Annotated in this window: 20 protein-coding genes, 10 tRNA genes and 2 rRNA genes; 1 reads left to right on the top strand and 31 read right to left on the bottom strand. The window is 56.2% G+C overall.

Annotation, left to right across the window (positions count from 1 at the left end):
* The first annotated feature begins 117 nt into the window (after positions 1-117).
* The gene (locus PSTEL_RS01155; RefSeq protein ID WP_038692986.1) at positions 118-1,977 is read left to right on the top strand and encodes an ABC transporter substrate-binding protein; all 1,860 of its coding nucleotides are present in this window, start codon (positions 118-120) and stop codon (positions 1,975-1,977) included.
* Between the two features lie 354 nt (positions 1,978-2,331).
* Here PSTEL_RS01155 and trxB read toward each other — a convergent pair whose 3' ends face one another.
* From trxB to rrf, 31 genes are all read right to left on the bottom strand, one after another.
* On the bottom strand, positions 2,332-3,285 hold the full coding sequence (gene trxB / locus PSTEL_RS01150) for a thioredoxin-disulfide reductase (RefSeq protein ID WP_038692985.1): 954 nt from the start codon (positions 3,283-3,285) through the stop codon (positions 2,332-2,334).
* Between the two features lie 120 nt (positions 3,286-3,405).
* The gene (locus PSTEL_RS01145) at positions 3,406-4,788 is read right to left on the bottom strand and encodes a tetratricopeptide repeat protein (RefSeq protein WP_245625046.1); all 1,383 of its coding nucleotides are present in this window, start codon (positions 4,786-4,788) and stop codon (positions 3,406-3,408) included.
* A gap of 238 nt (positions 4,789-5,026) precedes the next feature.
* Positions 5,027-5,977 (bottom strand): ribose-phosphate diphosphokinase, encoded by a 951-nt coding sequence (locus tag PSTEL_RS01140; protein ID WP_038692984.1) that lies wholly within the window; start codon positions 5,975-5,977, stop codon positions 5,027-5,029.
* 24 nt (positions 5,978-6,001) lie between these two features.
* Positions 6,002-6,829 (bottom strand): histidinol-phosphatase HisJ, encoded by an 828-nt coding sequence (gene hisJ / locus PSTEL_RS01135; RefSeq protein WP_038692983.1) that lies wholly within the window; start codon positions 6,827-6,829, stop codon positions 6,002-6,004.
* A gap of 13 nt (positions 6,830-6,842) precedes the next feature.
* Entirely contained in the window at positions 6,843-7,550 is a 708-nt protein-coding gene (gene hisIE / locus PSTEL_RS01130) for a bifunctional phosphoribosyl-AMP cyclohydrolase/phosphoribosyl-ATP diphosphatase HisIE (RefSeq protein WP_038692982.1), read from the bottom strand.
* Entirely contained in the window at positions 7,547-8,305 is a 759-nt protein-coding gene (hisF, locus tag PSTEL_RS01125) for an imidazole glycerol phosphate synthase subunit HisF (RefSeq protein WP_038692981.1), read from the bottom strand. The genes hisIE and hisF overlap by 4 nt, the downstream gene beginning before the upstream one ends.
* Positions 8,306-8,486: 181 nt before the next feature.
* Positions 8,487-9,218, bottom strand: a complete 732-nt coding sequence (gene hisA, locus PSTEL_RS01120; protein WP_038692980.1) for a 1-(5-phosphoribosyl)-5-[(5-phosphoribosylamino)methylideneamino]imidazole-4-carboxamide isomerase — start codon at positions 9,216-9,218, stop codon at positions 8,487-8,489.
* A 67-nt stretch (positions 9,219-9,285) separates the two neighbouring features.
* Positions 9,286-9,900, bottom strand: coding sequence for an imidazole glycerol phosphate synthase subunit HisH (gene hisH, locus PSTEL_RS01115; protein WP_038692979.1), 615 nt, complete (start codon positions 9,898-9,900; stop codon positions 9,286-9,288).
* A gap of 3 nt (positions 9,901-9,903) precedes the next feature.
* On the bottom strand, positions 9,904-10,563 hold the full coding sequence (gene hisB / locus PSTEL_RS01110; protein ID WP_052098101.1) for an imidazoleglycerol-phosphate dehydratase HisB: 660 nt from the start codon (positions 10,561-10,563) through the stop codon (positions 9,904-9,906).
* Complete coding sequence (hisD, locus tag PSTEL_RS01105) at positions 10,499-11,806, bottom strand: histidinol dehydrogenase (RefSeq protein WP_038692977.1); 1,308 nt, start codon at positions 11,804-11,806, stop codon at positions 10,499-10,501. Before hisD ends, hisB begins: the two co-directional genes overlap by 65 nt.
* 203 nt (positions 11,807-12,009) lie before the next feature.
* Positions 12,010-12,645 carry an ATP phosphoribosyltransferase gene (gene hisG / locus PSTEL_RS01100; RefSeq protein ID WP_038692976.1) on the bottom strand — a complete coding sequence of 212 codons (636 nt, stop codon included), beginning with the start codon at positions 12,643-12,645 and terminating at the stop codon, positions 12,010-12,012.
* Between the two features lie 79 nt (positions 12,646-12,724).
* On the bottom strand, positions 12,725-13,930 hold the full coding sequence (locus PSTEL_RS01095) for an ATP phosphoribosyltransferase regulatory subunit (RefSeq protein ID WP_052098100.1): 1,206 nt from the start codon (positions 13,928-13,930) through the stop codon (positions 12,725-12,727).
* Positions 13,931-14,355: 425 nt separating this feature from the next.
* Entirely contained in the window at positions 14,356-15,555 is a 1,200-nt protein-coding gene (locus tag PSTEL_RS01090; protein ID WP_052098099.1) for an acyltransferase, read from the bottom strand.
* Between the two features lie 84 nt (positions 15,556-15,639).
* Positions 15,640-16,146 carry an acyltransferase gene (locus PSTEL_RS01085; RefSeq protein WP_038692975.1) on the bottom strand — a complete coding sequence of 169 codons (507 nt, stop codon included), beginning with the start codon at positions 16,144-16,146 and terminating at the stop codon, positions 15,640-15,642.
* Positions 16,143-16,796, bottom strand: coding sequence for a pyrophosphatase PpaX (gene ppaX, locus PSTEL_RS01080; RefSeq protein WP_038692974.1), 654 nt, complete (start codon positions 16,794-16,796; stop codon positions 16,143-16,145). The genes PSTEL_RS01085 and ppaX overlap by 4 nt, the downstream gene beginning before the upstream one ends.
* Positions 16,797-16,799: 3 nt before the next feature.
* Positions 16,800-17,849, bottom strand: coding sequence for a prolipoprotein diacylglyceryl transferase (gene lgt, locus PSTEL_RS01075; protein ID WP_038692973.1), 1,050 nt, complete (start codon positions 17,847-17,849; stop codon positions 16,800-16,802).
* A 13-nt stretch (positions 17,850-17,862) separates the two neighbouring features.
* Positions 17,863-18,801 carry an HPr(Ser) kinase/phosphatase gene (hprK, locus tag PSTEL_RS01070; RefSeq protein WP_038692972.1) on the bottom strand — a complete coding sequence of 313 codons (939 nt, stop codon included), beginning with the start codon at positions 18,799-18,801 and terminating at the stop codon, positions 17,863-17,865.
* Between the two features lie 227 nt (positions 18,802-19,028).
* Positions 19,029-20,150, bottom strand: a complete 1,122-nt coding sequence (locus PSTEL_RS01065; RefSeq protein WP_038692971.1) for an ABC transporter ATP-binding protein — start codon at positions 20,148-20,150, stop codon at positions 19,029-19,031.
* A 102-nt stretch (positions 20,151-20,252) separates the two neighbouring features.
* Positions 20,253-21,350, bottom strand: a complete 1,098-nt coding sequence (locus PSTEL_RS01060; protein WP_038692970.1) for a PucR family transcriptional regulator — start codon at positions 21,348-21,350, stop codon at positions 20,253-20,255.
* A 200-nt stretch (positions 21,351-21,550) separates the two neighbouring features.
* Positions 21,551-21,623 (bottom strand) — tRNA-Lys (locus PSTEL_RS01055).
* A gap of 7 nt (positions 21,624-21,630) precedes the next feature.
* Positions 21,631-21,716 (bottom strand) — tRNA-Tyr (locus tag PSTEL_RS01050).
* Positions 21,717-21,720: 4 nt separating this feature from the next.
* Positions 21,721-21,796 (bottom strand) — tRNA-Phe (locus PSTEL_RS01045).
* Positions 21,797-21,813: 17 nt separating this feature from the next.
* Positions 21,814-21,890: transfer RNA gene (locus PSTEL_RS01040), tRNA-Asp, on the bottom strand.
* 14 nt (positions 21,891-21,904) lie between these two features.
* Positions 21,905-21,980, bottom strand: a tRNA-Thr gene (locus tag PSTEL_RS01035).
* A gap of 33 nt (positions 21,981-22,013) precedes the next feature.
* Positions 22,014-22,089: transfer RNA gene (locus tag PSTEL_RS01030), tRNA-Val, on the bottom strand.
* Positions 22,090-22,096: 7 nt separating this feature from the next.
* A tRNA-Met gene (locus PSTEL_RS01025) sits at positions 22,097-22,173 on the bottom strand.
* 23 nt (positions 22,174-22,196) lie between these two features.
* Positions 22,197-22,288 (bottom strand) — tRNA-Ser (locus PSTEL_RS01020).
* Positions 22,289-22,388: 100 nt separating this feature from the next.
* Positions 22,389-25,440, bottom strand: a 23S ribosomal RNA gene (locus PSTEL_RS01015).
* A gap of 140 nt (positions 25,441-25,580) precedes the next feature.
* Positions 25,581-25,656: transfer RNA gene (locus PSTEL_RS01010), tRNA-Ala, on the bottom strand.
* A gap of 88 nt (positions 25,657-25,744) precedes the next feature.
* A tRNA-Ile gene (locus PSTEL_RS01005) sits at positions 25,745-25,821 on the bottom strand.
* A gap of 35 nt (positions 25,822-25,856) precedes the next feature.
* Positions 25,857-25,973: ribosomal RNA gene (gene rrf / locus PSTEL_RS01000) — 5S ribosomal RNA — on the bottom strand.
* Between the last annotated feature and the right edge of the window lie 50 nt (positions 25,974-26,023).

The following is a 26,023-nucleotide window of genomic DNA, read 5'->3' as shown; positions in this document are numbered from 1 at the left end:
TCCTGTGTTACTTTTATTGTAGCTATCAGAAAAGGGATAAAAAGGGTATAATTCAATCCAACACCTTCACCTTTTTAAGAACGGAGCTTGCCGAAGAACATAAAGGAGGTCGATTGAATGCTCGCCTCATTGCGTTTGTTTGAGCTTGCCTCGGTTTATCCGGACCATGTAACCAAGGAGCCTTTTCCGGTTACGGTCGAGACGCTGACAGGCATCTGGCACTGCACCCCGAGGAATGTCAAAATGATTCTGCGCAAACTGTCGGAGCTGGAGTGGATTGCCTGGCAGCCGGGACAGGGCCGGGGCCACAGCTCCACCTTGACCGTGCTGGCCGATCCGCAGGAACTGCTGGCGCTGGAAGCCCGCACGATGACGAAGAAAGGAGAAGTCCGGGAGGCGCTGGAGCTGATCGAGCGCTACGGGCTGTCCCACCGGCTCAAGAATGATTTTATGGAATGGCTGTCGGACGGGATGGGCGTCAACCGAACCATCGGCTCCGAGAGTGGCGCTGAGCTGGATACGCTCCGTTTTCCCGTATACCGCTCCATCCAGACACTGGACCCCGCCGCTATTCATTTTGCATTCGATGCGCATGTGATCGGCCATATTTATGATACGCTCGTGGACTTCGATTATCGGAGCGGCACCGTCAGTCCCGCCATTGCCCATTCCTGGGAGCACTCCATCGATATGAAGGAATGGGTGTTTCACCTTCGTAAGGGGGTTCTGTTCCATCATGGGCGGGAGGTCGCAGCCGAGGATGTCGTTTACAGCCTGAACCGGCTCCGTCTGGAGCCGCAGCGGCATGCCCAGAGCTGGATGTTTCAGACGATCAGCAAGATTGAAGCCCTGGATCGCAAAACCGTCCGCTTCCAGCTCAGCGCGCCGGGCGCTCTGTTTCTGCACTTCCTGTCCGCCAAAGCGGCCTCCATCCTTCCCTCCGATATGATCGGGCAGGAGGATACGGCGCTGCTCAAGCATCCGTCGGGAACCGGTCCCTTCCGGCTTGTCCGGTATGACGCTGGGATTTGCGTTCTTGAGGCGAACCCCACCTATTATCAGGGTAGACCCCATATCGACCGGGTGGAAATTCTGTGCTTGTCGGAGCGTGAAGACGGGCTTCTGAAAGAGCCGGACTGGTCCTGCGCGACGTGCGCGCAGCCGAACACTTTTAACGGCTATATGGTATTGAACGCGGGGATGGACGCCAAGTGGCTGGAGGTGGAATCGATCTTCTCCGGCTGCAGCCTGCTTGTGTTCAATCAGAGAAAAAGCGGGCCCCAGCACAATCCTTACTTCCGCGCGGCGATCGACCGGATCATTGACCGGGAGGCAATGATTGCGGAGCTTGGGGACAACCGGATTCACCCGGCCTACAACTTCCACTATCAAGACAGCGTCGAGACGGCCGGAATCCGGCGGAGAAAGCCTCCGGAGAAAGCTGAGATTTCCGCGCTGCTCGCCCATAGCGACTATCAGGGAGAGACGCTCCGGTTATATGCATATGCCAAGCATTCCCCGGAAGCGGAGTGGATCGCTCGGCAGTGCCGTTCTTATGGCGTGAATCTGGAGTTTGAGCAGTGCTCTCCCGGTCAAATGACCGATCCGGAATTTATGGCACAGCGGGACTGCCATTTGATCGAAATCGCCATCCGCAATGAAATCTGCGAGCTTGAGCTTTATTTGCAAAAGCATTTCTTCCCGGCCTTCCTGAAAGGCGCGCTTGCGGCTGAAATGAACCAGGCGGCCCTCTCCGTGATGGCAGAGCCCGATCCCGGACTTCGGCGGTTCAAGCTCCGGAAGCTTGAGGAGATGCTGCAGCAGAATGCCGACGTCTTGTTCCTCATTCACAGGAAGAACAACACCCGGTTCCACTCTTCCATACAGGGTATCTCCCTCAATGAGTGCGGGTTGATCGATTTCCGCAAAATCTGGTTCCACTCGCCGACCGCCTCTGCCGTCGGAGTGGCACTATAGGTTCCGGGCCTGGATCGCTCTGTGGCAGAAGGAACACGACGGACACAGCTGAATGTAACTTACGGATGAATACGGCAAGTGCGGACGGGTACACGGCAAGCACAGGCGAATACCATAAGTGCGGATGAATGCCACAAGTGTAGACAGGTACGCAAGCACAGGCGAAGCCTGACAGGTACAGACAGACGGATGCTGACAAGTACAGACTGACGAATACGACAAGTACAGACTGACGAATACGACAAGTACAGACTGACGAATACGACAAGTACAGACTGACGAATACGACAAAAAAGCCGGACTCTTCTCTCGGGAAGAATCCGGCTTTCTTATTCGCCTCAAGAAATCTCGGCGTTATTTATCCAGCGTTTCGCTCCAGTCATGCACCATGACGCCTTCTAGATACTTCTCGGCATCCATGGCCGCCATGCATCCGGTTCCCGCCGCCGAGATCGCCTGGCGGTAACGGGTATCCTGCACGTCGCCGCAGGCAAAGACGCCGGGAATGTTCGTCTCCGTCGTTCCGGGACGAACCATGATATAACCGTTCTCGTCGGTTGTGATCTGACCTCCGAGGAATGCCGTATTCGGCGTATGGCCGATCGCCACGAACACGCCGTCGGCCTCGATCAGCTCTTCGGCTCCGCTCTCGTTGTTGCGGACGAGCAGGCCTTTGAGGCCGGTCTCGCCTGTTACGACTTTCAGCGGTGTACGGTTAAGCGCCCAGGAGATTTTGGCGTTCTCCTTCGCGCGGTCCTGCATAATCTTCGAGGCGCGCAGCTCCTCCCGGCGGTGAACCAGCGTCACATTGCTCGCGAACCGCGTCAGGAAGCTCGCTTCCTCCATTGCGGAGTCGCCGCCGCCGATGACGATAATCTTCTTGCCGCGGAAGAAGAAGCCGTCGCAGGTCGCACAGGTGCTGACACCGCGTCCGACGTTATCCTGCTCTCCCGGGATGCCGAGATACCTGGCGGAAGCGCCGGTGGAGATGATGACAGTCTCGGCTTCCAGATCGCCGAGCCCGTCTACCTTAACCTTGAAGGGCCGCTGCGAGAAGTCGACGGAATCGACCCAGCTGCTCTTGAATTCGGCGCCGAAGCGTTCAGCCTGCTTGCGCATATTGTCCATCAGATCCGGGCCGAGAATGCCTTCCGGGAAGCCCGGGAAGTTCTCGATTTCCGTCGTGGTCGTCAGCTGTCCGCCTGGCTGCAAGCCCTCAATAACCAGCGGGTTCAAGTTCGCGCGCGCCAAATAGATGGCGGCAGTGAGACCGGCAGGACCGGTTCCGATTACAATCGCTTTATACATCGTTAACATGGCCTCCTCGCAATACAGATTATGATAAGGTTTGGCTGTTACACCAAGCTTGTAATCCTATTATGCCCAAGAGAAGCGCTTTGGCAGGCCAAAGCCGTGATTCCGCTAAGCCTACACCCCGGGCAGACGCCCTTTGCCTTCGCCCGGGGGCTCCTTCTCCGCCTCCATGCCGATCAGCTTGTGCAGCCGGGCCAGGCCGGCTTCCTCCTGCTGCCCCTCTTTACCGGGCTCGTGCAGCAGCTCCTTGAGCGCCAGCGTCAGCTCCTGATCGCCGATCCAGCTCAGCGCGTCGGTAACCTGCTGCTTCAGGCTGTCATCGCCGTAGCGCAGCGCCCAGAAGAAGGAGGAACGCAGCAGCGGATTTGCCTTCACTTCCTTGGCGAAGCTGCCGCTGCTCTCCTTCCACTGCTTCAGCTGCTCCTGAAAGGGAAGCTGATAGTTATAGCCGACAACTGGAAGCGCCGCTCCCTCTGCGGAAGACTGGAGCAGCTGATTGAGAAAGAAGCGGGGAACCGCTGAGTCGGGGTCCAGCTTGGCAGCCTGCCGCCAGCAGCGCTCCGCCTCGCGCCGCAGGCCGCTGTTGCAAGCCGCGGCTGCGCAGTAGTGGTAGAGCCCGGCATCCCCGCCGACCTCCTCATCTTTCAGGAGACGGCGGAAATGACCGTAGGCGACCCGGTGACGGCCCAGAATGCCCATGGTCGTCGCCAGCTTGAACACATGCTCCCGGTGAAACGGCACGGTAACCTCCAGCATGCGAAGCAGGCCTTCCAGCGTCTCGCGGTCTCCTTCATATTGGAGGAAGATCGCCAGATTGCAGAGCGCATGCAGATTGCCGGGCTCCTGCTTCAACACCGCGTATATACATTCCTTGGCCTTGCCGAACCGTCCCATATAGAAATAGGCCAAGGCCAAATTATTATGCGCCGCCTGAAAGCCCGGGGCGTTCTCGATGATCTCCTCCAGCAGGGCCAAGGCCTCCGGAAATTCGCCCCGTTCCAGCAGCATGCGGGCCCGGTCATGCTCCACGACGCCCTTGCGGCTGCGAATCCGGTGCAGCGGAACGGGGCGGCCGCGCTCGTAATGCAGCAGCTCCATCAGTTCCTCCGACTCCGCCATGAACTCCCCTCTGTCGTCTTCCTCCAGATAAGCGATCAGCGAACGCTCGGCCTCCTCGAAGTTCTCCATGTTGGCGTAATTGTTCGCCATATAAAAATGGCATTCCGTCATCGAAGGGTCGACCTTCTCCAGCACATGGGCCAGCACGGTGTTGGACTCCTCGTAATCTCCCATCTCCGACAGGATGCCCGCCATATTGCAATGATTAACCGCATTTTCAGGTTCGTACTCAATCGCTTTGCGGAAATTTTTGAGCGCCTTTTCATATTGGAAGCGGTCCAGCGAACGCACGGCCCGTTCAAAGAAAAAATTTGCGTTCAGAGCGACCGGAATCACTTTATCCATTGATCCGTGCGGCTCTGAAGTCTGTTCCATCATGGAAGCAAGGCACCTCCCTTGTAAGCTTCCTTAACCCTTTCATTCCGTGAGACGCCTCAGGGGCGGTCATAACTGGCCGCCCTCTTGCCGTTCCCGGCTGTCATCACACAGTATACCACAAAACCATGAAAGGGGCTCAACCGGAAGCGGCCGCGAGGCTTGAATAAAAACCGGAAGAATCGGCGGTGGTTCTACCCGCTGTATCAAAAGGCCCGGCAAAAAAAGAAGACGGGGAATATCAGATTCCCGCGTCTTCGAGCAGCTTATCGATAGAGCCGCCTTCGATGATAATCCGCGTGGCCCGCGCCAGCATGGGCGCGACCGATAGAACCGTGAAGCGGCTCGAATGGCCCTCCGGCAGCGCGATAGAATCGGTAACAACCACTTCCTCGATACCGGGATTCTCCAGCCGGTCGAGCGCCGGGCCCGAGAACAGGCCGTGCGTGGCGCAGACGATGCTGTTTCTCGCGCCTCTCTCCTTCAGCCCTTCCACCACATTGACGATGGTGGTTCCGGTATCAATCAGATCCTCGATGATGACCGGGGTCCGACCTTCCACGTCGCCGATAACATGAGTAATAACCGATTCATTATGGGCCGGACGTTTCTTGATCATGATTGCGAATGGCGAGTCCAGGCGGCTTGCCAGCTTCTCGGCCATGGAGGCCCGGCCGGCGTCGGGGGATACGACCACCACATCCTCCAGCTGCTTCGTCTTCAGATAGCCGCTGATCAGATCGAGCGCGGTCAGATGATCGACGGGGATGTTGAAGAATCCCTGGATTGCCGCCGCGTGCAGGTCGATCGTAAGCACGCGCGTCGCTCCGGCGGTTGTCAGCACGTCGGCGACCATCTTCGCGGAGATCGGCTCGCGCGGCGCCGATTTGCGTTCCTGACGCGCATAGCCATAGTACGGAATGATGATGTTGACCGTCCGGGCCGATGCCCGTTTGGCCGCGTCGATCATAACCAGCAGCTCCACGAACAGCTCATTGATCGGATGGGAGAGGGATTGCAGCAGAAAGACGTCGCAATTTCGGATGCTTTCCTCATAATGCACGTAAATTTCACCGCTCTTGAAACGGGTCAGCTTGATCCTGCCCAATTCCACGCCGAGCCGGGCAGCCACGTCCGACGCCAGCTTCGGGTTCGATGAACCCGAGAAAATACGCAAAGAATGGTGCTGCATAACATCCCTCCTATACTTGCATGGTTATTCCGTCAAAGGGACGCTCATGCGGCGCCGGCCTTCAAATACTGCAAGCTCACGGAATCCCGTGTCCCGCAGAAGCCTGCGTGCTTCGCCAAGGCCTTCCCCCAGCTTCGCCGGATCATGCGCGTCAGAGCCCAGCGTAAGCGGGATGCCCAGCGTAAGCGCCTGCGCCAGCACATGGGGCGCCGGGAACATTTCCGCGCACGGCTTGGTGAGACCCGAGGCGTTCAGCTCCATGGCGATGCCCGCTTCGGCAATGGCTTCAAGCGCGCTCCGCTCCAGCTCGCGGACCTCGGCCCGCCCCTCGGCGGTGTCCGGTCCGTAGCCGAAGCGCTTGATTACATCCATGTGGCCGATAATATCGTACAGCCCCGAGGAAGCCGCTTGTCTCACCGCACGGTAATAGCGCCGGTAGACTTCAAGGGCATCCTGGCCCTCCCAGCCGTGAACCTGGCGGAAGTCGGTAATATCCCACTCACCGAGGAAATGCACCGAGCCAATCAGGTAATCCCAGGGGTAAGGCGCCAACAGCTCGCGGATGCGATCCTCGTAGCCTTCGATATAATCGGCTTCAAGCCCGACACGGATCTCGATCACGCCCCGGTAGCGTTCCTTGAGCTCCAGGCATTCTTCCACATAACGGGGAAGCTCCTCAAGCGGCATCGCCATCTCCGGATAATAGGAGGCCGGGTCCACATGAATTAGCGGCAGATGATCGGACAGCCCCAGATGATCCAGCCCAAGCTCGATCCCGCGGCGCACATAGTCTTCCAGCTTGCCGACGGCATGTCCGCAGCGCTCGTGATGGGTATGATAGTCGATCTGCATGGACTTTACCCTCCTAGTCGCGGCGGGGACGCTCGTGGCGCGCGCTCAGCTCGGCCATAATCTCGTCGAGCGGGAGCTTGCGCTCCTGCAGCAGAACCAGCAGATGGTAGATCAAATCGCTAACCTCAAGGCGCAGCTCCGCGTTGTCCTTATTCTTCGCGGCAATAATCGTCTCGGCCGTTTCCTCGCCGACCTTCTTCAGGATCTTATCGACGCCTTTGTTGAACAGATACGTCGTATAGGCGCCCTCAGGGCGTTCCGCTTCCCGTTCAGCAATAATACGCTCCAGCTCCGCCAGCACGGCAAAACGTCCGCTGTCTGCGGCAGCTCCGGCCTCAGCGTCAGCCCCCGGCTTGCCGGCAGCAGTCTGGCCGCCCAGCGGAAGCTCACGGTAGAAGCAGGATACCTCTCCCGTATGGCATGCCGGACCTTCCGGCTTCACTTTTACCAGCAGAGTATCGGCGTCGCAGTCATAATGGATCGATGAAATCGCCTGCGTGTTGCCCGAGGTTCCGCCTTTATGCCACAGTTCGCCGCGCGAACGGCTCCAGAACCACGTCTCTCCGCTCTCGAGCGAGAGCTTCAGCGACTCCCGGTTCATGTAGGCCATCATCAGCACTTCTTGCGTCTTGTCGTCCTGTACAATCGCCGGCAGCAGACCGGCTTCGTTCCAGTTTAATTGTTCGATAATCTGTGCTGCATCGTTTTGAATTTGGCTCATCGAATTTCCACACCCTTTTGTTTTAAGTCGGCCTTCAAATCGCCGATCGCAATTTCCTTATAGTGAAAAATCGTTGCGGCAAGTCCGGCATCCGCCTTCCCTTCGGTGAACACTTCATGGAAATGTTCTATCCGCCCCGCGCCGCCGGAAGCGATCACGGGAATATCGATCAGGCCGCTGACCGCAGAGGTCAGCTTGATGTCGAAGCCGTCCTTCGTACCGTCGGCATCCATGCTGGTAAGCAGAATTTCACCGGCTCCCAGCCGCTCGGCTTCCTTGACCCATTCCAGCGTCCGAATCCCGGCTGGCTTGCGTCCGCCGTGGGTATAGACCTCCCACTCGCCCCAGCTCTCATTGTACTTGGCATCAACCGCCACGACAACGCACTGGGAGCCGAAGCGCCGCGCGCCTTCCAGAATCAGCTGCGGATTGTTGACAGCCGCGGTGTTGATGCCGATCTTGTCGGCTCCCGCCCGCAGAATCCGCTTCATGTCCTCCGGCGACGAGATGCCGCCGCCTACCGTGAACGGGATGGAGATTTCCCCCGCCGTCCGGCGCACAACCTCGACCATCGTCGCCCGGCCTTCCACTGACGCGGAAATGTCGAGAAACACCAGCTCATCGGCGCCCTCCCGGTCATAAATGGCCGCAAGCTCCACCGGATCGCCGGCGTCGCGCAAGTTAACAAAATTCACGCCTTTTACTACCCGTCCGTCTTTGACATCCAGACAGGGAATGATGCGTTTAGCCAGCATGAATGCAACCTCCTATCCTAGGATCCTCTGTATCTGATCAGGGTTCACATGGAAGCTCCTGCCTTGCATAATGGTCTGATCAAAGCCAGTTCAGTCCGATGCCTCACAAAGCCCTTCTCCAAACGGCGCCGGCCCCGAAAAGCCCCTGGCCTGTTGTCGTCAGCCAGGGGCACCGGAATGCTTACTTCAAAGCCGCCAGCGCCTCGGGCAGCTTGATATTGCCGGTATACAGCGCCTTGCCGACGATCGCGCCGCCAATGCCGCTGTCACTGTGCGCACGCAGACGTACCAGATCATCCTGGCTGGTCACGCCGCCGGAGGCGATAACGGTCTTGCCGCTCGCCTGCGCCATCGCGAGGATGCCTTCGATGTTCGGCCCCTGCATCATGCCGTCACGGGAAATATCGGTATAGATAAACGTCTCGGCGCCCTTGGACGCCAGCTCCTTGGCCAGTTCGGTGGCAAGCACCTCGGAGGTATTCAGCCAGCCATGCGTGGCGACATAGCCATCGCGTGCGTCAATGCCGATGGCCACCTTGGAGCCGTACTTGGCCAGCACGCTCTCCGTAAAGGCCCGGTCGTTGATCGCGGCGGTGCCGATAATGACGCGGCCAACGCCGAGCGACAGCAACTGTTCCACATCCTCCAGCGTCCGCAGACCGCCGCCGACCTGAACAGGCACCTGAACGCCCTTCGCGATGGAGCCAATCAGCTCGACGTTGACGGGATGGCCAGCCTTGGCGCCGTCCAGATCGACAAGGTGGATGAACTCCCCGCCCTGCGACTCCCATGATTTGGCCATATCCAGCGGACTGTCGCCGTAGACCGTTTCCTGATTATAATCGCCCTGCAACAGCCGGACGCATTTGCCGTTCCGGATATCAATCGCCGGATATACGATAAAAGAAGACATTGTTGGCGCTCCCCGCTTTCTCCTTGCTAAATTCGTTAATACAACTCCTGGTCGATGCCCGGAACCGTCAAAGCTCCAGGAAATTCTGCAGCAGCTTCCTGCCGAGCTCTCCGCTCTTCTCCGGATGGAACTGCATCCCCATCACATTCCCCCGGCCGACAACCGCCGTCACCGGATGGCCGTACTCGGTCACCGCCAGCAGATCCTCCCTGCGCTCCACCAGCGCGTGGTAGGAGTGCACGAAGTAGACGTGGCCGGCTTCCAGTCCTTTCAGAAGCGGATGCTCCGGCTGAAGGAACTCCAGCCGGTTCCAGCCCATATGCGGCACCTTATAGCCTTCCCGGGCCTCAAACCGGACGACATTTCCCGGAAGCAGGTCCAGACCTTCATGCACGCCGTATTCCTCACCGCGTGTGAACAGCAGCTGCATGCCAAGGCAGATGCCGAGGAGCGGCTGGCGCCCTTCGGCCGCCACCTCCTTGACCACCTTATCCATGCCGCTCTGCCGCAGATGATCCATCGCGTCGCCAAAGGCGCCGACGCCTGGAAGAATCACCCGGTCTGCGGCCAGAATCTCCCCAGCCTTGCCTGTGATCAGCGGCGTATGGCCCAGACGCTCAATCGCTTTGCTGACGCTGTGCAGATTGCCGATCCCGTAATCGACGATAGCCACCACGCTCATGGATTACAGCACTCCCTTCGTCGAGGGGACGCCCTTCACCCGGGGATCGATCGTCGTCGCCTCGTCAAGCGCGCGTCCCAGCGCCTTGAACACAGCTTCGATCATGTGATGCGTATTGAAGCCGTAATGCACGATGACGTGCAGCGTCACACGTGCCTCCAGCGCGAATTTGCACAGAAATTCATGCACGAGCTCCGTCGAGAAGCTGCCCACCTGCTGTGACGGATACTGCGCCCGGTATTCGAAATGCGGCCGGTTGCTGATATCGATCACGACCTGTGCCAGCGCCTCATCCATCGGCACAAAGACGCTTGCGTAGCGCTTGATGCCCTTCTTGTCGCCGAGCGCCTCGCGCAGCGCCTGGCCGAGACAGATACCGATATCCTCCACCGTGTGGTGGTCGTCAATATCGATGTCGCCGCGCGCCTGAACGGACAGGTCGAACTGGCCGTGCTTGGTGAACAGATCCAGCATATGATTCAGAAAAGGAACATCGGTCTCCAGCTCCAATTGTCCGGTTCCGTCCACATTCAGGGATACTTTGATGTCCGTCTCGTTGGTCTTGCGGGCAAGGCCCGCCTGCCTTGTGAGCTGTCCGTTATTCTCCACGCCCTTCTCCACCTTTCCCTTCGTTCGTAAGCCGGATTTCCACGGCTCTCGCATGTGCTTCCAGCCCCTCGCGGCGGGCCAGCTCCATAATGGTGCCGCCGTCGCGCAGGAGCGCTTCCTTGCTGTAATAGATCAGACTCGATTTCTTGATGAAATCGTCGACGTCAACCGGCGAAGAGAACCGCGCCGTGCCATTCGTCGGTATGATGTGATTCGGTCCGGCAAAATAATCTCCCACCGGCTCCGAGCTGTACGGCCCAAGGAAAATTGCACCGGCGTTCTGGATCGCTCCGGCCAGCCCCATCGGGTCCTGGGCGACGATTTCCAGATGCTCCGGCGCCAGCCGGTTGACCACGGAAATCCCCTCTTCCAGATTCTCCACGACGATAATGGCGCCGTAGTTCTCAACGGAGGCGCGGGCGATGGCTTCGCGGGGTAGCGCTCGAAGCTGCTTCTCGACTTCGGCGGATACCGCGTCCGCCAGCGTCTGCGAAGGCGTCACGAGAATCGCCGACGCCATCTCGTCGTGCTCCGCCTGCGACAAGAGGTCCGCGGCGATGTAGGACGGCTCCGCGCTGTCATCCGCCAGCACGACGATCTCGCTCGGACCGGCGATGCTGTCGATATCGACGGCGCCGTACACCTCGCGCTTAGCCAGCGCGACGTAGATATTCCCCGGTCCGCAGATCTTGTCGACCGGGGCGATTGAGTCCGTACCGAAAGCCAGCGCGGCAACGGCCTGGGCCCCTCCGACCCGGTAAATCTCGTTCACGCCCGCTTCGGCGGCGGCCACCAGAATGTACGGGTCGATGCCTGCCTTGCCGCCCGTAGCCGGCGGCGTTACCATTACGATCTCCGGCACGCCGGCGATCTGTGCAGGGATAACGTTCATGAGGACGGAAGAGGGGTAGGATGCCTTCCCGCCGGGTACATAGACGCCGACCCGCTGCAGCGGCCGGATTACCTGGCCGAGAATCGTGCCGTCCGGCTGCAGATCCATCCAGGAATTCCGCTTCTGTCTGGCATGGAAGGCGCGGATATTGTCCGCTGCCGCCCGGATCGCCGAGACGAACGAGTCCTCCACTTCGGCATAGGCCCCCTGGAGCTCCTCTTGCGTGACCCGAATATTGTTCTCGCTAAGCCGGACGCCGTCAAATTTCTCCGTGTACCGGAACAGGGCGGCATCGCCCTCCTGTTTGATGGCGGCCACGATCTCTTTCACGGCCTTGTTCTGCTCCGGCGTTCCGTAGTCCACTTCCCGCTGCAGCTTGAAATCCCTGCTGGATTGCACCTTCACTGCTCTTCCTCCTTCTATAATCGGCGGCACGGCCACAATGGCCGTCCGCATGATCTATCCTAGGTTTGAACTATGATCTGCCGGTAACCGGCGAAGTCTTCAGCCTGTATGTACGTTCTGATAGGCTCAGTACGTTCGCCAGACGGCTGCTCTGCTCTCGCCTGTTCTGGCTGTCCTGCTCTCGGTCATTGCCTCCGCAAGCTCTACAGGCTCGGCTGGGCGATCACAGCCTGAAGCCGGTCGCACAGCTGCTGAATCTCCGTATTCTTCATCCGGTAGCTAACCCGGTTCGCCACAAGCCGGCTGGTGATTTCAAAAATGCTCAGCTGCTCCACAAGCCCGTTCTCCCGCAGCGTCTGCCCCGTCTCCACCATATCGACGATCCGCTCGGCCAGGCCGATCAGCGGAGCCAGCTCGATGGAGCCGTTCAGCTTGATCACCTCGACCTGCTGGCCCTGCTCCCGGAAATACCGGGAGGCGACGTTCGGATACTTCGTCGCAACCCGCTGATGAATGCCCGGCTCCCAGTTGGGGAGACCGATGATCGACATCCGGCAGCGCGCGATGCCGAGATCCAGCAGTTCATACACGTCGCGATCTTCCTCCAGCAGTACGTCCTTGCCGACAATGCCGATATCAGCCGCGCCGTATTCGACGTAAGTCGGCACATCCACCGGCTTCGCCAGAATAAACTCCATTCCCGCTTCCGGAAGCGGAATAACCAGCTTCCGCGAAGCCTCGCCTTCCGGCGGGATCGGCAGTCCCGCGGAGCGGAACAGCTCCGCCGCCTTGTTGTATATGCGGCCCTTCGGCATAGCCACCTTCAATATCTGCGCCATTTGCTCTTGTCCGCCTTTCTGCTTCAAGAATAAGATGCTATTTCAATCCGGATCACAGCCCGGTCCTTCTTCCTTCGCTTCAGCCGCGTCCGCCTGCGGACTCGGTGAACGTATAAATCTCTTTGTAGCGCCCAGCTCCAGTTCCGCCGCCCGGCTCCGCAGGAGCCAGATCCTCCAGGCTGCCTACGATCCGGGTAACGACGACATGTCCTTCTAGTCGCAGCTTGGCCGCTTCCTCAAGTCCCTTGCTGCGGTTAGCAGCGTCGTATTGGACAAGAATCGGAAGCTCGGGTCCCTTGTCTTCGGTGCGGACGCCATCCAGAATCCGGTTCGTCTTCAATGAGAAGCCGGTCGACGGAACGGAGCGGCCGAACTGTTGAAGCAGATTGTCGTAGCGTCCGCCGCTGCATACCGGGAAGCCAAGCTCCGCCGCGTAGCCTTCGAACGTCATACCCGTATAATAGCTGAAGTCGCCGACCATCGTCAGGTCGATCAGCACATGCCGGGATACGCCGTAAGCTTCCAGCACCTCCCAGACCTTGCATAGATGCGTGATGGAGGCGAGGGCCAGCGGATTGCTGCTGAGACTCAGCGCCTGACCGCAGATTTCTTTGCCGCCGCGCAGACGGAGCAGCCCGTCCATCTCCTCCTGCTGTGTTTCGTTCAGCTTAAGCTTCCCGAGCGCATCCCGGAAGGCGACATAATCGCGATCCAGCAAATGGCTCTTCAGCTCTTCCTGAACATCCGGCCGGTCCGGGGCTACCTCCTGGAACAGCCCGTTCAGGAAGCCGACATGCCCTATGGCAATCTTGAAGGTCTGAACGCCCGCAGCCTGCAGCGAGGCGATCGCCAGCGCCACAACCTCGGCATCCGCTTCCGGCGAGTCGTCGCCGACGAGCTCAACGCCCGTCTGGTAGAATTCGGCCTCGCGGCCCGCCTCCTCCTCAATCGCCCGGAACACATTCGCGTGATAGGACAGGCGAAGCGGCAGCGGCTCATCCTTCAGCAGCGAGGAGACGACGCGGGCCACGGGTGCGGTCATCTCGGAACGCAGCACAAGTGCCTGGCCCCGGTTGTTGAGCAGTTTGAACAGCTTCTGATCCGAAGTCGAGCTGGCGACTCCGACCGTATCGTAATATTCCAGCGTAGGGGTCATGATCTGCCGATATCCCCACTGATTCATACATTCGAGCACATCATTCTCGATCCTGCGCAGCTTCCTTACGGCATGCGGAAGATAATCCCGGAAGCCGGTCGGCTTCTCAAAGCCCTTCGGTTTGGACATAACGAATTTCACCTCGTCGGTTATTGGAAAATGAGCATCGGCTGTCTATACAGGCGTGTGGTGAACATCCGAATACTTCATTATGGTAAAGTGGTAGTAAAGTAAAGCGTCCTAGATATCGTACCATGCCGTGTTATTTTTAGTCAATTGCGAAGTGTGCTGAAGTTCATCTGTAAAATACTATTAAGTTCAGCATGGCGATGCTTTCATTATATCTCTTTTCCCGTGAACGTCCGAGTGTTCGGAAGCTCTTCATCAGCATTTGCCTAATTCCGCTGTCTGAAGCGTCTTACGAGGCGACCAGCCGTATCCAGTACAAGCAGGCCGGTGACGCCGTTCTCCCCCTTGCATGACAAAAGGTCTGTCCCTGGAAGGCGGAGCTTCCATAGACAGACCTTTTCTTTTTATCATATAACCCTGCGGCTTTACATCGCCTGCACATGCTGTGACTGCTTCACCTCGCGCTTCGGAGCCGTTCCGAACAGCACCCACGACAGCCCCAAATAGCGGAAAGCCAGTCCCACGATAATCCAGGATACTGCAAGCGCGGCCAGCCAGCCGCCGGCAATCGCCAGCGTATAAGCGGCATAACCGCCGTGGAATCCGATCTTACGGTAGAAGAACAGCACAGCCGGGTGAATCAGGTAAATGCCGAAGGAGCACGCTCCAGCGGAGAGCAGAAGCCGTGTTCCGAGCCGCTGCCCCGCCCCGTAGAGCAGGAAAGACAGCTGGAAGAGCACAAGACACGACAGCAGGGCGTGCGCATTGGCCGCTCCTTCGAACCAGAAGGTGTTGATGACTGTTTTATGCGTGTAATTGTTGTACCAGAGCTCCACATGCGCAATACCGGCGGCGATCCAGAGCACCCACAGCCCAATCCAGCCCGCCAGTCGGCTTGGTGTCGGCTTGGATTCCGTTATTTTCAGCCATGACTTAAGCTTCGGATAGAAGACCCCAATGGAAGCGCCCAGCAGAAAGTACGAGAAATACGTAATCGCCAGACTTCCCTTCGACACATGCCAGTAACCGTGGTTGACCATGTACTTGTTGAGTACAATGAACGCCCACTGCAGCGCAAGCCCGATCAGCGGGGCAACAGCGGCCAGACGGCGGCTTGCCTGCAGGCACCAGAGCAGCAGCGGAAACAGGATATAGAACTGGATAATAATAATCACGTAATATAAATGCGTATAAGCCGTTCCCGTGATCAAATACTTGCCCAACTTGGACGCCAGCTCTACAGGAGGCAGTCCCCACTGGCTGCCGGCCGTCACCTTCATCACAAAATACAGCACCGAGAACACCACATAAGGCACAATGATATAAGTCAGTCTTCGGCGGTAGAATGTACCCATCATCCTGCCGGTGAGCGGCCGGTCGATATAATTGTAGAAGAGCACGAACCCGCTTAAAAATACAAATGAAGGTACGGCAAACTGACTGAATTTATTGATAAATAAAAACGGATGAAACAGCGGCGTATTCAGCGTCTCCGCCAGCGTCCGCGAGGTTGCGTGGATCGCGAGCACCGCGAAGATCGAGATGGCCCGAAAAATATCCAGCTGCGGAATGCGTTCTTTTTGTCCCATATTCTCCTCCTGCAAATCTTCCGCTCGATGAATCATCAGTGCATCGTTGCGGTTCCCGGGCCGGCCCTCCGGCCGGCTGCGGTGTACCCTACAGTAACGGCGAACAGGGGAAGCTCATGATTATTCTCCCGCTTCCCGTCCTTCACTCTTGCCGAGATCCCTCAGCGGATTCCCTCCGACGAATGCTCCCGGCGGCACATCCCGGTGCACGACCGAGCCTGCAGCGACCACCGCCCCGTCTCCGATCGTTACACCCGGCAGAATCGTTGTATTGGCGCCGATCAGGACATTTTCCCCAATGACGACCTCGCCAAGCCGGTACTCCTTGATCAAATACTCGTGAGCCAGAATGGTGGCGTTATAGCCGATAACCGAATTCTCCCCGACCGTGATCAGCTCCGGAAAGAACACATCTACCATCGCCATGAGTCCAAAAGCCGTATGCTTCCCTACCTTCATCCCCAGCACACGGCGGTAAATCCAGTTCTTGACCGGAAGGATCGGGCAGTAGCGCGCAATCTGAATAAAAATAAAGTTCTTAACGCCCTTCCAGGGGCTTACCGTACGGTAAATATACCAGAGCGCATTATGCCCTTCCACGGGATAGCGGGTCACCTTCCTGCTCACAGGCTTGTTCCGCCCCCGGCGACAAGATCACAGAGATCGGTCATATCCTGCAGGATGAAATCCGGCTCATACTCGCGCAGCATCTCCTCGCCCTTAAGCGACCAGACCACGGCGGCTGTCAGGACACCCGCATTCTTTCCCGACTGGATATCGACAGGACTGTCGCCGACCATCAGCGTCTTCTCCGGGTTGACTTCCAGATTGCCGACCGCGGTCAGCACCGGCTCCGCATGCGGTTTAACCTTCTCTACATCGTTCAATGTGACAATCGTATCCATATATTTCAGCAGATCGAACATTTCCAGGGCCCGGATCGTATTCGGCCGGATCTTGGTCGTCACCACGCCAAGCTTGATTCCCCGGCTGCGCAGCACTTCCAGCGTTTCATTCACATTGGGAAAAGCCTTGATCAGCTCGTCATGATGTTCCGTTTGATAGTGGCGGTAAGACGCCTCGAGCGGAGACACATCCTCCAGATTTGTAAAAACGCGCAGCTGGGCCGGAAGGCTTGTGCCCATATAAGGAATCATCTGCTCTCTCGTGAGCGCAGGCAGCGCATGCTGCTCCAGCGTGTACATGAAAGAGCTGATAATCAGCTCATTGGTGTTGACAATCGTACCGTCTAAATCAAATAGAACACATTCAATCATGGATTAATGCTCCTTTTTCTCCTCCTCCGAAGGCGGATCAGTTAGTTCGGATGGCTGGGCGGAAGGGCCCGGCGTGGACGAGTCGGCCTGATCGGCAGTCTCGGTCAGGACAATTCCTTCGGTCTGCCGCTTGGTCGGAATGATCGGGTCCAAGTAATGAACTTTGCCTGCCGCCGTGTTCCGGCGGATCACGATCAGCACGATCGCTGCCAGAATGATCAGCAGTGCCAGCAGCTGGGAGGTGCGGATATTTCCGTAGTCCGGGTTCAAATATCCCTGCTCGAAGCCCAGGCCCTTCATCGGCGACCACAGCGCATTCAGGAAGGAGGCCAAGCCGTTGCTTCCCTTAAACGCAAGGCTGTCCGTACGAAGACCTTCAATGAAGAAACGTCCGATCGAATACCAGATGAAATAAGACAAAAAGATCTCGCCCGAGCGGACAAAACGCTGACGGCGAATGATCATGATCAGCACGATACCGGCGAGGCTCCACAGCGATTCATACAGAAAAGTCGGATGGTGATAAGCCAAATCCTTCTCTATATACATTTGATTCACGATGAAATCCGGCAGATTGAGCGTCTTCCGCAAGAAGGTCTCGCTCGCAGGTCCGCCGTAGGCTTCCTGGTTAACGAAGTTGCCCCAGCGGCCGATCATCTGGCCCGCCAAGAGACCTGGAGCGCAAATGTCAGCGACACGCCAGAATGGATAGCCTTTATACCGGAAGTAAATGATCGCACATATAATAGCTCCGATGAGCGCCCCGTAAATGGCGATGCCACCGTTCCATATTTTAAAGACATCCATAATGTTGTTCTTGTACTCATCCCAGGTGAAGGCCACGTAATAAATACGCGCTCCAATAATTGCGGAAGGAACGCCGAGCAGCAGCATATCCATGAAGAATTCCTGCGGAATACCGAACCGCTTGCCCTCCCGCACTGCAAGGTACAGCCCGGCCAAAGCGCCCAGCCCCAGAATCAGGCCGTACCAATGCACTTTAACCGCACCGAATGAGAACGCAATCGGATCCAGCGCCAGTGGAAACCACATCCCAAGCGACCTCCTATTCCATATCGTCCATATCTTCGGATATGGTTGCGGTAAGTTTGTTGGTGAACTGCAGCGCCGCGTTGAAACCCATCTGCTTCAGACGGTAGTTCATCGCAGCCACTTCGATAATTACAGCGAGGTTTCGTCCAGGACGTACTGGAATCGTCACCAGCGGCACATCGGTATCGATAATGCGGGTAGTCTCCTCATCGAGACCCAGCCGGTCATACTGCTTGTCCTGCTGCCAGGCTTCCAGGCGGACGACAAGCGTAATACGCTTATGATTGCGGATTGCGCCGGCCCCGAACAGCGTCATGACATTGATAATGCCGACGCCCCGGATCTCTAACAGGTGACGAATCAGCTCAGGGGCTGTACCATGCAGCTGATTATCAGAAGTTTGGCGGATTTCCACCGCGTCATCAGCGATCAGACGGTGTCCGCGTTTGACCAGCTCCAGCGCCGTCTCGCTCTTCCCGATTCCGCTGCTGCCTGTAATCAGCATCCCGACGCCGTATACATCGCAGAGTACACCGTGAATCGTCGCCGTCGGAGCGAGTCTTCCTTCCAGGAACCCGGTCAGCCGGCTGGAAAAAATAGTCGTAGCCATCGAACTCCGCAGCACCGGCAGACCCTTCTCGTTGCTGATGTCGATCAGTTCCTGAGGCACTTCCAGCCCGCGTGTAATTACAATACAAGGTGTCTGATCGTTGCAGATTCGGCGAATGCGGCTTGTCCGCTCCTCCACTGGAAGCATGGAGAAGAAGGCCAGTTCGGTTTTACCAAGCAATTGAACCCGGTCTTCAGGATAATATTCAAAATATCCGGCCATTTCGAGACCTGGACGGTTGAGGTCGTCGACCGTGATATGCCGTTTCAGGCCGTCCTTGCCCGAGATGACTTCCAGTTGAAAATGCTGTACCAATTCGGCTACTTTTACTTTCTTGGCCATGTATGTTCTTCCTTTCGTCGCTGAAGCTCTTATCTCCGCTAATCCCGCTGATTGGGATGGCAGCGGCTGTATATTCTTTCCTCCGGCACGGTAATTCTCCTGCTATCTTAAAGGATAACGGTGGACAATGCAATCATATGCTGCTTCCAAAGACCATGCTGGCATAGCCCTGCATCAGCAAAAAAGCCGCCCCAAAGGGCGGCTTCTCGAAGCTCGGAAGCTGGTGCTTATCCCAGCAGAATATTTTGCTCGCTTTGTTTGTCGAACAGGTGAACCTTGTTCATATCGATTGCCAGCTTCGGCTTGCTGCCATCGCGGGTTGTCGAACGTCCGTCTACGCGGGCGATGACGGAATCCTTGCCTACACCGTTCAGGTACAGCAGCATTTCGTGACCAAGATTTTCAGTTACTTCTACCAGTGCGCTGAAGATCGTGTTCGGAGAAGCTTCCAGGAATACCGGCTCTTCGTGAATGTCCTCAGGACGAACGCCCATTACAACTTCCTTGCCGATGTAGCCCTTGCCGCGGAGCAGTTGGGCTTTGCCGCCAGGAACTTCAACGTCCAGGTTCTCGGCGCGGAAATGAACAGCTCCGTTCACTTCATTCAGAGTACCGGTAATGAAGTTCATGGTCGGGGAACCGATGAATCCGGCTACGAACAGGTTCTCCGGATTGTTGTACAGTTCTTCCGGGGAAGCGGCCTGTTGAATGATGCCGTCCTGCATAACCACGATGCGGTCGCCCATCGTCATGGCTTCTGTCTGGTCATGTGTTACGTAGATGCAAGTCGTTTCAAGACGTTTAACCAGCTTGGTGATTTCGGCGCGCATTTGACCGCGCAGCTTGGCATCCAGGTTAGAAAGCGGTTCGTCCATCAGGAAGACTTGAGGATCACGGACAATTGCGCGGCCCAGGGCCACACGTTGACGCTGACCACCGGACAGTGCCTTCGGCTTACGTTCCAGCAGATGCTCGATATCGAGGATTTTGGCGGCTTCGCGCACTTTTCTGTCGATTTCGTCCTTCTTCACTTTACGCAGTTTCAAACCGAATGCCATGTTCTGGTATACGCTCATGTGAGGATACAGGGCGTAAGACTGGAATACCATCGCGATGTCGCGGTCCTTAGGAGCTACATCGTTAACCACGCGGTCGCCGATGAACAGCTTGCCTTCGGAGATTTCTTCAAGACCTGCGATCATACGCAGCGTCGTGGATTTACCGCAACCGGAAGGTCCGACCAGTACGAGAAACTCTTTATCTTTAATGTCAAGATTGACGTCAATAACGGTTGCTTTATCAGAACCCGGATATTTCTTGAATACATGTTCTAAACGAACGCCTGCCATTATAATTTCCCCCTCGAATAGGTAGTGGAGTTCGGAAACAATTCCTGTACTTATCTTAACCCAGTCCACCCTAACTGGCTATTTGTAACGTTCACAAAAAACCTATTTCCTTTTCGTTACTTTATACAATAACATAGTAAGCTTTACAATAGCCGCGTCTCCAAAGCTGCGCACATCGGCTCCGGTCTCATGCTTGATTTTGTCGAGCCGGTACAGAAGCGTATTGCGGTGTATATACAGCTTCTTGGCCGTTTCACTGACATTGCAGTCCATTTCAAAGAAAGTCTCCAGCGTAGTGAGCATTTCCTTGTCCGCCAGTATCGGCGTATAATCTCCGAATTGTGCGAGCAGCTGCCGTCTGCGCCCGTCGGGAATACTGTTCACTAGCCGTTCTAACTGAAGCTCCCAGGGCAGATGAATATACTCTCCCACCTGGAATACGCGTCCCAGGCTGATTGTTTCTCTTAGAAGCGCAATTATCCCCGGCAACCCCTTAACTGGTGCAATTGAGGAGGATACGCTTACATGAAATATACCGACCCATTCCGAGGCGATCAGCTCATGCAGCCCCATACAGGCTTGGGCCAGAAGTTCTTCATCATCAGTGGCCTCATCCTCATCCTTCTCCTCTGAACCCGTCAGCAGCTCCTTGCGAGCCAGGATCAGCCATTCCTTCTCCTGAAGGGGAACCAGTAGCGCTGTACTGTCAAAATAGCTCCGCACCAGCTTCAGCAGCGACCGAAAGGCAAGCTCGTTGCCATGCATGTTCTCGCTAACCAAGAGGAACGGGACCATGTCAGTGAACAGCCGACTCTTCAGACCGATATCATCCGGGATTTCCCCATCATGCTCATCCTGCTCCAGCTGCGCGTTCAGCCACGCACTAAGCTGCCGGGCCTCATTCTCTCCTTCTTCTTTGAATCCCGACGCTTTCATAGCCGCGCTATAGCTCTGAGCGGCGAATTCCGCCAATTGAAGATTCATATCGGAAAGTTCGGCCCGTTCGATACCGAGCGCCGTAATCCGTCCTTCACTTTCGAACAGCGGAATCCAGAAGCTTTCCTCATACCCGATTGACCGTTCAGCCGCATCCGAACCCGCACCAAAAAGGGAAGCTGATTTCTGCCTCCCGAATTGTTTGATCTCCGCCTTGTTGCCCGTCAACTGCTCGATCTTTTGCCGTAACGTCTCCGTGTCCATCGCCAATCTTCTCCACCACTTTGCTCTTTTCGACTATTTTATCATATTTCCGTCGCGGTTTCGCGCGCTCCTTCGTTCCGATGAAAATTCAGAAGGAGTAGCGTACCCGGATAAGTATGCTAAACTCATCGGATGATTATTCTTTTTTATACATATAAAAAAGAAGCCACCACTATGAAGTGATGACTTCTTACACAGGATGAGCCATGAAGGACTCGAACCTTCGACACCCTGATTAAAAGTCAGGTGCTCTACCAACTGAGCTAATGGCTCTTAAAACTGGTGGAGGCTGATGGATTCGAACCACCGAACTCGTCAGAGAACAGATTTACAGTCTGCTGCGTTTGGCCACTTCGCTAAGCCTCCAAGATGGTGGCTCGGGACGGAATCGAACCGCCGACACGAGGATTTTCAGTCCTCTGCTCTACCGACTGAGCTACCGAGCCATAAGTTGACATAAAAATGGCGGAACCGACGGGATTCGAACCCGCGATCTCCTGCGTGACAGGCAGGCATGTTAGGCCTCTACACCACGGTTCCGCGTTTTAAGACAATGGTGCCGGCGAGAGGACTTGAACCCCCAACCTACTGATTACAAGTCAGTTGCTCTACCAATTGAGCTACACCGGCAAGATGTCATATGTCATTATTCAATTAGTTACATGGTGGAGGCTGAGGGGATCGAACCCCCGACCCTCTGCTTGTAAGGCAGATGCTCTCCCAGCTGAGCTAAGCCTCCGTATGTATGGTAGCGGCGGAGGGGATCGAACCCCCGACCTCACGGGTATGAACCGTACGCTCTAGCCAGCTGAGCTACGCCGCCATACTAAAATATTGAGTTTAAAATGGCGGAGAGAGAGGGATTCGAACCCTCGCACCGCTTACGCAGTCTAACCCCTTAGCAGAGGGTCCCCTTATAGCCACTTGGGTATCTCTCCAAACAATCTTCGCGTTCTTAATGGACCGCCAAAGATGGGCATTCAAACTCATTCAGGCTTGATCACCTGAAAACTGGATCGAAACGAATCTTGCGTTCTTTTGGATAAGCCCTCGACCGATTAGTACTGGTCAGCTCCATGCATTGCTGCACTTCCACCCCCAGCCTATCAACCTCGTCGTCTTCAAGGGGTCTTACGTATTGGGAAATCTCATCTTGAGGGGGGCTTCACGCTTAGATGCTTTCAGCGCTTATCCCGTCCGTACATAGCTACCCAGCCGTGCTCCTGGCGGAACAACTGGTGCACCAGCGGTACGTCCATCCCGGTCCTCTCGTACTAAGGACAGCTCCTCTCAAATTTCCTGCGCCCACGACAGATAGGGACCGAACTGTCTCACGACGTTCTGAACCCAGCTCGCGTACCGCTTTAATGGGCGAACAGCCCAACCCTTGGGACCTACTTCAGCCCCAGGATGCGATGAGCCGACATCGAGGTGCCAAACCTCCCCGTCGATGTGGACTCTTGGGGGAGATAAGCCTGTTATCCCCAGGGTAGCTTTTATCCGTTGAGCGATGGCCCTTCCATGCGGTACCACCGGATCACTAAGCCCGACTTTCGTCCCTGCTCGACTTGTGGGTCTCGCAGTCAAGCTCCCTTCTGCCTTTGCACTCTTCGAATGATTTCCAACCATTCTGAGGGAACCTTGGGACGCCTCCGTTACGCTTTAGGAGGCGACCGCCCCAGTCAAACTGCCCGCCTGACACGGTCCCCGTACCGGATTACGGTACCAGGTTAGAACCTAGATACGATCAGGGTGGTATCCCAACGTCGCCTCCACCGAAGCTGGCGCTCCGGCTTCCTAGGCTCCCACCTATCCTGTACAGATCGTACCCAAGTTCAATATCAAGCTGCAGTAAAGCTCCATGGGGTCTTTCCGTCTTGTCGCGGGTAACCTGCATCTTCACAGGTATTAAAATTTCACCGGATCTCTCGTTGAGACAGCGCCCAAGTCGTTACGCCATTCGTGCGGGTCAGAATTTACCTGACAAGGAATTTCGCTACCTTAGGACCGTTATAGTTACGGCCGCCGTTTACTGGGGCTTCGGTTCACAGCTTCGGGTTACCCCTAACCGCTCCCCTTAACCTTCCAGCACCGGGCAGGCGTCAGCCCGTATACTTCGCCTTGCGGCTTCGCACAGACCTGTGTTTTTGCTAAACAGTCGCTTGGGCCTTTTCACTGCGGCCCCCTCGGGCTATTCACCCTACCGAGGCACCCCTTCTCCCGAAGTTACGGGGTCATTTTGCCGAGTTCCTTAACGAGAGTTCTTCCGCGCGCCTTAGAATTCTCTTCTCGCCTACCTGTGTCGGTTTGCGGTACGGGCACCTTCTCCTGGCTAGAGGCTTTTCTTGGCAGTGTGAGATCATGACCTTCGCTACTGTAAGTTTCGCTCCCCATCACAGCCCAGCCTTACGGTGTACGGATTTGCCTATACACCAGCCTCGCTGCTTAGACGGACATCCATCAGTCCGCGTCACTACCCTCCTGCGTCCCCCCATTGCTCATAACGGATTATGGTGGTACAGGAATATCAACCTGTTGTCCTTCGACTACGCCTTTCGGCCTCGCCTTAGGTCCCGACTGACCCTGAGCGGACGAGCCTTCCTCAGGAAACCTTGGGCTTTCGGCGGATCAGATTCTCACTGATCTTTTCGTTACTCATACCGGCATTCTCACTTGTGTACTGTCCACCAGTCCTCTCGGTCCAGCTTCAACCTATACACAACGCTCCCCTACCCCTGGATCGACTTCACTCCTGCCTCGAAGCCTTGTGTTTATCCCCTGGGAACCATTTGGCCTCAAGCCTTCATAACCGGCTCTTCGGCAAATATGTTCTCGCGATAAACACCGCCTCAAAGAAGCAGTGAAGTCGATCCAAGCCATAGCTTCGGTGGTGTGTTTAGCCCCGTTACATTTTCGGCGCAGAGTCACTCGACCAGTGAGCTATTACGCACTCTTTAAATGTTGGCTGCTTCTAAGCCAACATCCTGGTTGTCTGTGCAACTCCACATCCTTTCCCACTTAACACACACTTGGGGACCTTAGCTGATGGTCTGGGCTGTTTCCCTTTTGACAATGGATCTTAGCACTCACTGTCTGACTCCCGGTTAATCAGTCTATGGCATTCGGAGTTTGACTGAGCTTGGTAACCCTTGCGGGCCCCGCACCCAATCAGTGCTCTACCTCCACGACTGTCATTTCCGAGGCTAGCCCTAAAGCTATTTCGGGGAGAACCAGCTATCTCCGAGTTCGATTGGAATTTCTCCGCTACCCCCACCTCATCCCCGAACTTTTCAACGTTCGTGGGTTCGGGCCTCCAGTGCGTGTTACCGCACCTTCACCCTGGACAGGGGTAGATCACACGGTTTCGGGTCTACGTCCACGTACTCAAGTCGCCCTATTCAGACTCGCTTTCGCTGCGGCTCCGGCTCCTCGCCTTAACCTTGCACGTTAAACGTAACTCGCCGGTTCATTCTACAAAAGGCACGCCATCACCCCTAAAATGGGCTCTGACTTCTTGTAAGCACACGGTTTCAGGTACTGTTTCACTCCCCTTCCGGGGTGCTTTTCACCTTTCCCTCACGGTACTGTTTCACTATCGGTCGCCAGGGAGTATTTAGCCTTGGCAGATGGTCCTGCCGGATTCATACGGGGTTTCACGTGCCCCGCACTACTCGGGATCCGTCTCGGAGGGAACAGACTTTCAACTACAGGGCTTTTACCTTATCCGGCGGGCCTTTCCAGACCTCTTCGTCTACCCTGTTCCTTTGTAACTCCATGTGAGACGTCCCACAACCCCAGGGAGCAAGCTCCCTGGTTTAGGCTGTTCCGCGTTCGCTCGCCGCTACTGACGGAATCACTCTTGTTTTCTCTTCCTCAGGGTACTTAGATGTTTCAGTTCCCCTGGTCTGCCTCTTCATTGCCTATGTATTCAGCAATGAGTGACTGTGCATTACCACAGCCGGGTTTCCCCATTCGGACACCCCCGGATCAACGCTTGCTTACAGCTCCCCGAGGCCTTTTCGTTGTTCGCCACGTCCTTCTTCGGCTCCTGGCGCCTAGGCATCCTCCGTGTGCTCTTACTAGCTTAACCAACGCTCTGGCTTGACGAATCAAACCTTTGCTCTAAGCATCACTTACTTCAACTTGTTGACACAAGTTTCAGCTAAAAGATGTTCTAAAACGCAATTTTCGTTTCGGTATCCAGTTTTCAAGGATCAAGATTAAATCATTTGGTGGAGCCAAGGAGGATCGAACTCCTGACCTCCTGCTTGCAAGGCAGGCGCTCTCCCAGCTGAGCTATGGCCCCATAAATTCACCTCAAAAGTGAAGTTATGGCTTCGAGGTTTATTCCGTTTGCTGTTCGGACCCCGAAGACTACCTTTATGAAGTTGAAGTGGTGGGCCTTAGTGGACTCGAACCACCGACCTCACCCTTATCAGGGGTGCGCTCTAACCAGCTGAGCTAAAGGCCCTTGATGTTGCATATACTACCTTATAAATAAGGTGCGCTTGGCAGCGTCCTACTCTCCCAGGACCCTTCGGTCCAAGTACCATCGGCGCTGGAGGGCTTAACGGTCGTGTTCGGGATGGGTACGCGTGGAACCCCTCCGCCATCGCCACCAAACGCGTGAGAGCTTGAACTCTCAAAACTGACCAACGAGTGAGTAACAGGCC

This window comes from Paenibacillus stellifer, assembly GCF_000758685.1.
Lineage (GTDB): Bacteria > Bacillota > Bacilli > Paenibacillales > Paenibacillaceae > Paenibacillus_AQ > Paenibacillus_AQ stellifer.
This window is presented reverse-complemented; position numbering and strand designations above follow the sequence as displayed.

Coding starts and splice junctions, on each gene's coding strand:
- PSTEL_RS01140 (WP_038692984.1), bottom strand. CDS start 5,977: ATGCAGCACCATTCTTTGCGTATTTTCTCGGGTTCATCGAACCCGAAG.
- hprK (WP_038692972.1), bottom strand. CDS start 18,801: ATGGCCAAGAAAGTAAAAGTAGCCGAATTGGTACAGCATTTTCAACTG.
- hisIE (WP_038692982.1), bottom strand. CDS start 7,550: ATGAGCCAAATTCAAAACGATGCAGCACAGATTATCGAACAATTAAAC.
- PSTEL_RS01095 (WP_052098100.1), bottom strand. CDS start 13,930: ATGTCCAAACCGAAGGGCTTTGAGAAGCCGACCGGCTTCCGGGATTAT.
- PSTEL_RS01090 (WP_052098099.1), bottom strand. CDS start 15,555: ATGATTCATCGAGCGGAAGATTTGCAGGAGGAGAATATGGGACAAAAA.
- hisG (WP_038692976.1), bottom strand. CDS start 12,645: ATGGCGCAGATATTGAAGGTGGCTATGCCGAAGGGCCGCATATACAAC.
- hisB (WP_052098101.1), bottom strand. CDS start 10,563: ATGCGAGAGCCGTGGAAATCCGGCTTACGAACGAAGGGAAAGGTGGAG.
- PSTEL_RS01145 (WP_245625046.1), bottom strand. CDS start 4,788: ATGATGGAACAGACTTCAGAGCCGCACGGATCAATGGATAAAGTGATT.
- hisH (WP_038692979.1), bottom strand. CDS start 9,900: ATGAGCGTGGTGGCTATCGTCGATTACGGGATCGGCAATCTGCACAGC.
- ppaX (WP_038692974.1), bottom strand. CDS start 16,796: ATGATTGAATGTGTTCTATTTGATTTAGACGGTACGATTGTCAACACC.
- hisF (WP_038692981.1), bottom strand. CDS start 8,305: ATGCTGGCTAAACGCATCATTCCCTGTCTGGATGTCAAAGACGGACGG.
- hisA (WP_038692980.1), bottom strand. CDS start 9,218: ATGTCTTCTTTTATCGTATATCCGGCGATTGATATCCGGAACGGCAAA.
- hisJ (WP_038692983.1), bottom strand. CDS start 6,829: ATGCAGATCGACTATCATACCCATCACGAGCGCTGCGGACATGCCGTC.
- PSTEL_RS01060 (WP_038692970.1), bottom strand. CDS start 21,350: ATGGACACGGAGACGTTACGGCAAAAGATCGAGCAGTTGACGGGCAAC.
- PSTEL_RS01065 (WP_038692971.1), bottom strand. CDS start 20,150: ATGGCAGGCGTTCGTTTAGAACATGTATTCAAGAAATATCCGGGTTCT.
- PSTEL_RS01155 (WP_038692986.1), top strand. CDS start 118: ATGCTCGCCTCATTGCGTTTGTTTGAGCTTGCCTCGGTTTATCCGGAC.
- lgt (WP_038692973.1), bottom strand. CDS start 17,849: ATGTGGTTTCCACTGGCGCTGGATCCGATTGCGTTCTCATTCGGTGCG.
- trxB (WP_038692985.1), bottom strand. CDS start 3,285: ATGTATAAAGCGATTGTAATCGGAACCGGTCCTGCCGGTCTCACTGCC.